Source organism: Bacillus norwichensis (genome assembly GCF_014836955.1).
Lineage (GTDB): Bacteria > Bacillota > Bacilli > Bacillales > Bacillaceae_C > Siminovitchia > Siminovitchia norwichensis.
In genome coordinates this window covers 23,003-32,228 of record NZ_JACSPV010000050.1, presented here as the reverse complement: position 1 = coordinate 32,228, position 9,226 = coordinate 23,003, and the positions used below count along the sequence as shown (strand labels likewise).

Annotated in this window: 8 protein-coding genes; all 8 read right to left on the bottom strand. The window is 38.6% G+C overall.

The features are described 5' to 3' along the window. Positions 1-313: 313 nt before the first annotated feature. Positions 314-1,681 (bottom strand): purine-cytosine permease family protein, encoded by a 1,368-nt coding sequence (locus tag H9631_RS19300; RefSeq protein WP_191815714.1) that lies wholly within the window; start codon positions 1,679-1,681, stop codon positions 314-316. 99 nt (positions 1,682-1,780) lie between these two features. Then, positions 1,781-2,923 (bottom strand): class II histone deacetylase, encoded by a 1,143-nt coding sequence (locus H9631_RS19295; RefSeq protein ID WP_191815712.1) that lies wholly within the window; start codon positions 2,921-2,923, stop codon positions 1,781-1,783. Between the two features lie 33 nt (positions 2,924-2,956). Next, positions 2,957-3,655, bottom strand: a complete 699-nt coding sequence (locus H9631_RS19290; protein ID WP_191815710.1) for an ABC transporter ATP-binding protein — start codon at positions 3,653-3,655, stop codon at positions 2,957-2,959. Beyond that, entirely contained in the window at positions 3,648-4,436 is a 789-nt protein-coding gene (locus H9631_RS19285) for an ABC transporter ATP-binding protein (protein WP_191815708.1), read from the bottom strand. Before H9631_RS19285 ends, H9631_RS19290 begins: the two co-directional genes overlap by 8 nt. Next, a complete protein-coding gene (locus H9631_RS19280; protein ID WP_191815706.1) occupies positions 4,433-5,440 on the bottom strand; it encodes a branched-chain amino acid ABC transporter permease in 1,008 nt (335 codons plus the stop codon). The genes H9631_RS19285 and H9631_RS19280 overlap by 4 nt, the downstream gene beginning before the upstream one ends. A 12-nt stretch (positions 5,441-5,452) precedes the next feature. Next, positions 5,453-6,319, bottom strand: coding sequence for a branched-chain amino acid ABC transporter permease (locus tag H9631_RS19275; protein ID WP_191815704.1), 867 nt, complete (start codon positions 6,317-6,319; stop codon positions 5,453-5,455). A 10-nt stretch (positions 6,320-6,329) separates the two neighbouring features. Beyond that, complete coding sequence (locus tag H9631_RS19270; protein WP_191815702.1) at positions 6,330-7,484, bottom strand: ABC transporter substrate-binding protein; 1,155 nt, start codon at positions 7,482-7,484, stop codon at positions 6,330-6,332. Positions 7,485-7,812: 328 nt separating this feature from the next. Then, complete coding sequence (locus H9631_RS19265) at positions 7,813-9,180, bottom strand: purine-cytosine permease family protein (protein WP_191815700.1); 1,368 nt, start codon at positions 9,178-9,180, stop codon at positions 7,813-7,815. Positions 9,181-9,226: the final 46 nt, after the last annotated feature.

Genomic DNA, 9,226 nt, shown 5'->3' with positions numbered 1-9,226 from the left:
AATTCTTTTGAAAAAGTTCTTCTTTTCCTTTTGGTCATTCTCGATTCTCCTCTGACTAGATTGAATCAAGTCTATATGACCTTAACAAATCTGTCCAACTAAGTGTAACCGATTCACATAGACAGAAAGTGGCAAGTTGTTCAAACCATGTCTAAGAAACCTTGTGAACTACCAATTAAAAAATCATATAGGAACAACAGCTGACATCTTCAATATTTTTTGCAAGCTATATTATTTCTTATTGCTTATATATTTCTATAAACACTAATTTAAAAGATTTGCATCTTTCTCGGAAATTAATTTATCTCTACACCTAACCAGCTTTATTTAATGTTTTTTTATTTATTTGAACTTTTGATAGAGAAACATATAAACAGAAAGAGACAAAAATTCCTACAATCCAGGCTAAATCCATCCCGTTCATAATTTTTGAAATAGGGCCTTGGTATATCTCAGTATTAATAAACGGTATTTGGCATAGAACTGTTAAGAGATATGCCAATAAAGTAGATTTATTTATTTTGCCAAAACCTCCATCCTTTTTTATAAATTCTTCATGATGAAAATCATTGTGTTTAAGTAGATAAAAATCAGTTAAAGTAATCACACTCCAAGGTATGATAAAGAATAAAATAAATCCTAAGTATAACTGAAAATTACTCATAAAATTCCCAGCGCCTACTGTAGCAGCAAGAGCAATAAAAATCCCGATTGTAACGGAAGTGACTATACGAAGTTTTATTGTTGTATTAAATTCAATGAAATTACTAGCAATAGATAAGGCTATAATCCCTGCCCCATAAATATTTAGTGAATTAATAACTAAGACTCCAAGAGACAGTAGAAGAACGATAAAAAAGCCAAGCCCTCCCATAGTTTTTATTTGTGCCATTACATTTCCATTAACAACCATGGTCGCGATTGCAGCTCCTAAAAGCATTAGCCAAGCTGAACTAAGGAAGCTCCCTAAATATGAATAAAAAAAAGTCTTTTTAGCGTAGCTCGGATCCATGTATCTGGAATGGTCTGATACATATGGACCATAAGTAATTTGCCAAGTAACGCATATAGATGTTGCTAATAAAAATTGTGAAAAGGTGAACCCTCCTTGGTTTAAAAGATCCATGGATAATTGGCTAATAACAAGTATAGTTAAAATCAGGAATATCACCGAATAGCCAATAGTGTATATTCTCATTGACTTTTGAATCAATCCTTGCCCATAGATAGCTAGAAGTACCATAGGGATTATACTGATCACTACAGTTAAATTAAGATTGACTCCTAAAGTTTCCTCAATCCCTTGTCCTACCAATACAGTATTTGTTGCACCATAACCCAAATACATAATAAAAACAATTAACATAGGTAATATCACACCGTAATAGCCAAATTGAGCTCTGCTTTGCATTAACTGTGGGATTCCTAACATTGGACCCTGTGCCGAATGAAGAGCCATGATCGCAGCACCAATAGCATGTCCAAAGATAATGGACAGACCAGCCCACCAAAAATTCAACCCAATTACTATAGCTAAGGCTCCTGTCACCAAAGTTGTAGAAACTGTACTTGCAGCAAACCAAGTAAAAAATAATTCTTTTGGCTTCCCCTTTCTTTCGGACAAAGAGATATATTCATAACTCTTTTGTTCTATTGAACGAGTATTATTATTTTCACTCATGTATTCATCCCCAACAATATTATTATTCATTAAGGTCAAGGGACAGAAACTTCCCCAGGAACATTTAAGAATCTGAGTGACTTCTTTATCCACAGGTGTTTAATCTTTCTTTATTAATTGGCCTACCTTAGTAACCTGTATGTTTCGCCAGTATCTCGATTGTACTTTAATTACTTCATTAATTGCTTCCTGCTCATGTTCGTACACCTTGTCAGGATATCCGTTAGTCCCAGGTGCAAAAGGATCTTTTACATCAGTTTGTTTTTCACTTAATACTTCTATAATCCTTAACGTACAAAATGGCACATACGCATTACTATAACCGCCTTCATGACAAAAAACGAGTTTTCCGTTACAATGCTTTTGAGCAATTTCTTTCATTATATCTGTCATTTTTCCGAAACCATCAGCAGAAACTCTCATCCTCCCTAAAGGATCAAACATCCCAGGATCCTGTCCAGCAGAAACAATGATCAATTCCGGTTGGAACTCATCTGCTAAAGGCTTTATGACTTGTTCAAAAGTTTGCAAATAGGCCGAGGTGCCGCAGCCTGGTGGTAAAGGAATATTCACATTATAACCTTTGCCTTTCCCCTCCCCTATATCTGTTGCAAAACCCGAGTTATTGGGAAAATTTAAATGTTCATGAATAGAGATGAACAACACTTGATCATCTTCATAGAAGGCTTTTTCAGTCCCGTTTCCATGGTGGACATCCCAATCCAACACCATGATTTTTCTCAATCCATATTTTTTTTGTGCATACTTGGCGGCAATGGCAACGTTATTAAAGATACAGAACCCGATGCCTTTTGCTGGTTCGGCATGATGACCCGGCGGCCTTGTTAGCGCATAAGCATTATCTACTTCGCCCTCTATGACACTGTCTACAGCGGTTAAGGCTCCTCCCGTAGATAGTAAGGCGATTTCATAGGAACCTCTTCCAACTATTGCATGGTCTCCGGCATCTCCGCCATTTGTATCACTTAAATACTTGACCTGCTCTATATATTCAGACGTATGAAGAAATTGAATTTCCTCCAAGGTTGCTGCACGTGGGCGAATATGATGAAGCTCTCTCATTAATCCACATCTTTCTAAAAGATTATTTACCCTTCTTTTCGTTTCAGGATGTTCAGAAAAAACATCTGTCTGTAAATATCCGCCGGAAGGGAGGAATAAAGTTCCCGTTCCGGTATCATGCCAAAAGTAACTTTCATCATAGATATAACCGGTCTTCATACATAATCCCTCCAGCATTATAATTTCAATTTGTTATCCCAAATAAGAGCTATGAACCAATTCACTGCCCTTTAATTCGGCCTTTGTTCCTTCCCCTGCTAATCGCCCAGCCATTAATACATAACCTCGCGTACAGAAATCGATAGCCATTTCTGCATTTTGATCCACGAGCAGGATGGTTGTGCCTTGTTGGTGAAGTTCTGATATCTTTTCATATACTTCATATACCAACTTTGGCGATAGGCCCATAGAAGGTTCATCCAGCAGTAAAATCTTGGGGCTTGTCATCATGGCACGTGCGATTGCCAGCATTTGCTGTTCACCGCCTGACAATAGTCCTGCCATCTGATCTCTTCTCTCCCGTAAAATTGGAAAAGGCTCTGAAACTTCTTCTGCTTTTTGCATACGCTGGGAATTCGATAACGTATATCCGCCGAGCAGAAGGTTATCCCATACAGATAGATATGGAAATACCTGCCTGCCTTCAGGTACAAGCGTCATGCCCTGGCTTACAAGTTGAAAAGTCTTTGCTTTATTAATCGACTGTCCCGACAATGAGATAGACCCGCTCTTAGGACGAATTTCTCTCATGATGCTTTTTAATAACGTGCTCTTTCCAGCCCCGTTCGCACCAATCACCGAGACGGCCTCACGTTCATCCACATGTAAACTAATTTCATCTAAAGCATTTATTTGCCCATAGAATGTGCTAATATTCTTTACTTCAAGCATTCACCTCAGCCCTTCCCATATACGCCTCAAGCACTTCCGGATGGCGCTGGATTTCTGCAGGAGGTCCTTCGACAAGTTTTTTTCCAAAATTGATTACTGTAATTTGATCTGATAGCGTATTCACCAAGTGCATATCATGGGCAATGATCAAAATTGTAATCCCCTGTCTGTTCACTGAAGAAAATAGCTCCATCAGTTCACTTGTCTCTTTCGAATTCATACCTGCTGTTGGTTCATCCAGCAACAGGAGCCGCGGACTCATTGCCAAAGCCCTCGCAATTTCTACCCTACGTTGGTTACCGTACGACAACTTGGCGGCATACTCATCACGGACTCCCCACAATCCAACAAATTGGAGAATCTCCTCAACCATCTCCCTAGCAAGCCTTTCCTTTTTACAGAAATTGCTTGATAGAAATAACGCTGGAAGGAGCTTTCCTCCTGTCAAAAGATAGGTGCCGATCAACACTGTCTTAAATACGGTCATATCCGGAAATAAACGTATGTTTTGAAATGTACGAGAAATCCCTTTTTCAGATATTTTATCCGGTCTTAACGAGGTGATATTGTGATTTAAAAAATCAACCTTTCCCTGATCTGCTGGAATGACGCCTGTAATCAGGTTAAAAAGCGTACTCTTTCCGGCTCCGTTGGGACCTATAACAGCGTGAATATGGCCCTTATCTACCGAGAAGGAGAGGTTATTGACAGCTTTTACACCACCAAATGATTTTGAAAGGTTATCCACTGTTAAAATCTTTTCAATGTCTGTCTTGTTCATACTTTAACCCCCTCCTTCTTGACCACATCGTCTACCCGTATGTTGCTTCGGGAAATCTTCCTTCTGAAAAAGTGGAATAATCCCATAAGTCCTCTTGGAAAAAACATAATCATTATGACAATTAAGAAACCATAAACTACCATTCTCAGCTCAGGAGCCGCTCTGAGGGCTTCAGAAAATACAGTCAATAATGATGCACCAATGATTGCCCCCGCTATGGAGCCCTGGCCGCCTATCATGACCATTGTAAGGATTGTCACTGACATGGCAAAATTAAAAGTCTCTGGACTTACCACATGAATGAAATGGGCGTATAATGACCCGGCTGCTCCACAAAATGCTGTGGAGATAGTAAACACAAGGACCTTTGTCTTGAAAACTGGTATTCCCATGGCTTGTGCAGCAAGTTCATCATCACGGATAGCGTTGCATGCACGGCCGAATCCAGATTTCATTAATAATCGGGAAATCAATATTGCGAGGAAGACAAAGACCAAAAATAATGGAAAATAATCACCATATTGATCAAATGTTAGCTTAAAAGAACCGACACCGATTGCCGGAGGGGCCGATATCCCTGCGATTCCCATCGGTCCGCCGGTCATGTCTGACCAATTAAGAAATACAAGCCATAAAATGGTTCCAAACGCTAGCGTAGCCATGACAAGATATTCCTCAACCAATTTCAATCCAATATAACCGATAACTAACCCTATCAAACCAGTAAAGATAATCGACAGAGGAAGTGTCAACCAAAAAGAATAACCGAGCTTGGTTGAGAGAATTGCAGAAAGATACGCGCCAATTCCAAAAAAACCACCATGTCCAACAGATACTTGTCCGGTATAGCCGACAATTAAATCCAATCCTAAAGCAAGAATAATATAGATTAATATCAGGTTAAGTACGTACATGAAATAGGGATTCGTTATTGCTAGAGGCAATAGAAATAATAAAATTCCTCCAATAAGGATCCCATATTTTCGGAAATTAATATTTTTCATTCTGCTACCCCTTTATACTTTTTCCTGCACAATTTTGCCGAAAATCCCTTGAGGACGAGCCAACAAAATAACCAGCAGGATAATCATTGCTACCGCATCCCTGTAACCTGAAGAAATGAACCCAGCAGCAAAGCTTTCGACAATTCCTAATAACAGACCTGCCACCATTGCTCCCGGAATATTACCCATTCCGCCCATAACTGAAGCTGTAAATCCCTTTAAGCCGGCGAACACTCCCATTGTGGGATACACCAAAAAGACCGGTCCTACCAAAATTCCCGCAAGAGCTCCAACACCGGAACCAATGGCAAAAGTAATTGAAATCACTTTGTTTGCATTAATCCCCATCAATTCTGTTGCATTAATATTTTGGGCGGCTGCTTGTACAGCTTTACCCATTATTGTTCGATTAATGAACAACTCCATGGAAAACATCACTATGATAGTCACAATGATAATATAGACATAATGCTGGTTGATTAACATACCCCCTACAGAAATGTTTTTTTCCAAAAATGGAGAGGCCAATCTTTCTGGGCTTGCCCCCCAAATTAATTGAGCAAGATTTTGCAAAAATATGGCTATACCGATGGCTGCAATCAACAAATTCAGCTTTGGTGCGCTTCTCATTTTCTTGTAAACCAATTTTTCCATAAAGTAGCCGATCAGCGCTCCGGCTGCTACGCCGCCAAGGTACGCTATCCATATGGGAACATCTAATATAATAAGGTACAAAGAGACAAATGCTCCCCCCATGTATACTTCTCCATGTGCAAAGTTAATGAAACGAAGAACATTCCAGACCATCGTGTAGCCAATGGCCATTAAGGCATAGATACTTCCCAAAACGATTCCGTTAATCAATTGATCTAAAATCATCTCTTATCACCTATTCTTGTTCTTGTATAACAATGAATTCTCCACCCTTGACTTGCATGATCATTGGTTTATTGGACCGGTCACCATTTTTATCAAACTTAATAGGACCTGTTACACCGTTGTAATCAGTATTTGCGTAAGCATCTCTCACCTTATCCGGCGAATCACCGCCCTCTTCAAATGCCTTCGCAATAGTCATCGCCGCATCGTATGCTATAGCTGTGTTAGCTTCTACTTTCACGTCATTTTCTTTTGCCAGCTTTTTAAATTCATTCATATCTTCCGTATCCATATTCAAGTTAAGCATCGAAGCAAAAATATGGCCTTCAACAGCGTCACCACCTAAAGAAATAAGCTGTTCTGAATACATGGAGTCATCAGGAGAGAAAAATTGAACATCCAGCCCCGCTTGTTTAGCTTGTTGTGATATAAGGGCAACTTCGTTATAGAGCCCCACGATCATCACTGCATCCGGTTTTAACTTTTTAATCTTGGAAAGCTGTGCAGAGAAATTTTTATCCCCCGGATTGTAGGTTTCATTTGCAATGAACTCCATTCCAAGAGAACCCGCGGAATCCTCCGCCGCCTCATACATTGTCACGCCGTAATCCGTGTTTTCATATAAAGATACGACCTTTTTAACCTTCTTTTCTTCTGTCATATATTCCATGACGGCTGGAACATACACTGAGCCTGTAAGTATAATTCTGAACAGATAATCATTTGATAATTTTGATAGTTCTGGACTTGCTCCCATATTTACATGGAGAACCTGGTTTTTTCCTGATACTTCTTGAGATGCGATCGTCGGCGAGGAATTATAGCCTCCGATAATGGCTTTAGCTTTATCATTAATGACCATCTTATTTACTACTGCTACTGCTTCAGAAGGTGTTGCTTTATCATCGCCAACAAGAAGTTCCAGTTTCTTGCCGTTGATTCCCCCATTGTCGTTGATACTTTTAAACGCCAACTCCGCTCCATTTTTCATTTCGTCTCCGTACTGGGCATTATCGCCACTCATAGGTGCCTGAAGGCCTATCCGAATAGTATCTGAGGATGCTCCTCCATTTCCTGAAGAAGCTTCATCTGATCCGCAGCCAGTTAAGAATACGGCGAACACTAAAAACAGGATTATTGAATACAGTTTTGTTTTCAATGCCATTTCAACCCCCCACTATTTATTAATTAATTTTTTAAATAAAAATTATTCCGAACTATTCGAGCGTACAAATTTAAATTTTCCAAATGTCGATGATCCAATAAAGTGGCTGAGATAAAGCTCACGCAAAGCATCGCAGGTACTTTATTATATTAATTTAACTACTCTTGACTTCCGGGCATTCCTATCTGTACATTCTACATTTTCACAATCAAAATAATTAGCTTATAACGTTCAACTTGGGAATGGATCAACATAATGGGTTTATTCGATCTTCTCCCCATAACCCAGTGGTTAATCAAATCATAGTCATACCATAATAATTTTTTTACTAAGCAGTATATTTGCTTAAGGTTTTCTTTTCTACCTCACTTTTCATTAACACATAGTATATAACTCCTGGAATAGTCAGAGCTATAATCCATGCAAAATCTATATCATGCATAGATTTTGATATGAAACCTTGGTATATGGTAGTGTTTATAAATGGAATTTCACAAATTATGGTAACTGCATATGCAATCATGGCTTTCCAGTTATATCTTCCATATTCTCCATTGGGATCAAAAAGAGCATCTACATTATAATTACCATGACGCAAAAGATAGTAATCAACCAAGTTTATTGTAGTCCATGGGAATAAGAAATAAGCAAGAAACAGTATTAGGTTAGAGAAATTTTCCAAAAAATTCCCATGTCCTACAATAGCCAAGGCAGTTCCTATTATTCCACATATAAACAATAGTAAAAACCTTGTCTGAATTGTTCCTCTAAGCCTTACAATTGTATCAGTAATTGTAGTTAGTGACATAAATGCTCCATAAAGATTAAAAACATTTGTTGCCACGATTCCCAAAGCAATAGCAAAATACATAACAAGTGACCACTGTGAACCAACAAGAGCACTTAAACTAAGACTCGCATTATCTAAAAAACTTGGAATGGCGATTGTTAAACTTGCTCCCAAAATCATCATCCATACAGCACTAAGAACTGATCCACCATAGGTGTATATAAACGCTTTTTTAGGATCGGTATCTTTAGGGAGATACCTTGAATAATCTGCAACATAGGGCGCAAATGTAAGTTGCCAGGTCGCAAACACACTAACACTTGCTAAAAATGGTGCAAATTGGAATTGGCTTGGTGACCAGCTGTTAGCTGGAAAATCCAGTTTGAATACTAAAATACTTACAAATAGGAATATTACTCCCAATAAAATAGCGATATACTTCGATAACTTGTGAATCATTTCATATCCATAAAAAGTAATAACGAAAGTAATAACGCTTAAAATTGTAATACTCCAGCCAATTGGTATCGATGTACTCGCAGTGACAGCTTGAGCTCCTAGCACTGCATTACTTGCAAAATAGCCCAAATACATCAAAATAACTAACAACAGGGGGAAAATTGCTCCAATCACACCAAATTGGGCTCGACTTTGGATCATCTGGGGTATTCCTAATTTTGGCCCTTGTACTGAGTGAAGAGCCATAAAAATTGCACCTATTAGGTTACCTAAAAGTATTGATACTATGCTCCAAAAAAGATTTAGGCCAAAAACTACTGCCAAGCCCCCTGTTACAACTGCCAATAACATAAAATTCACTGTAAACCAAACTGAGAATAAACTACGGACGTTCCCATGCCTTTCATTTTCAGGAATATACTCAACAAAACGTGTTTCTGCCTTCATAAACATACCCCCTCGGTATATTTCTTGTTGATTATCATAAGCATAT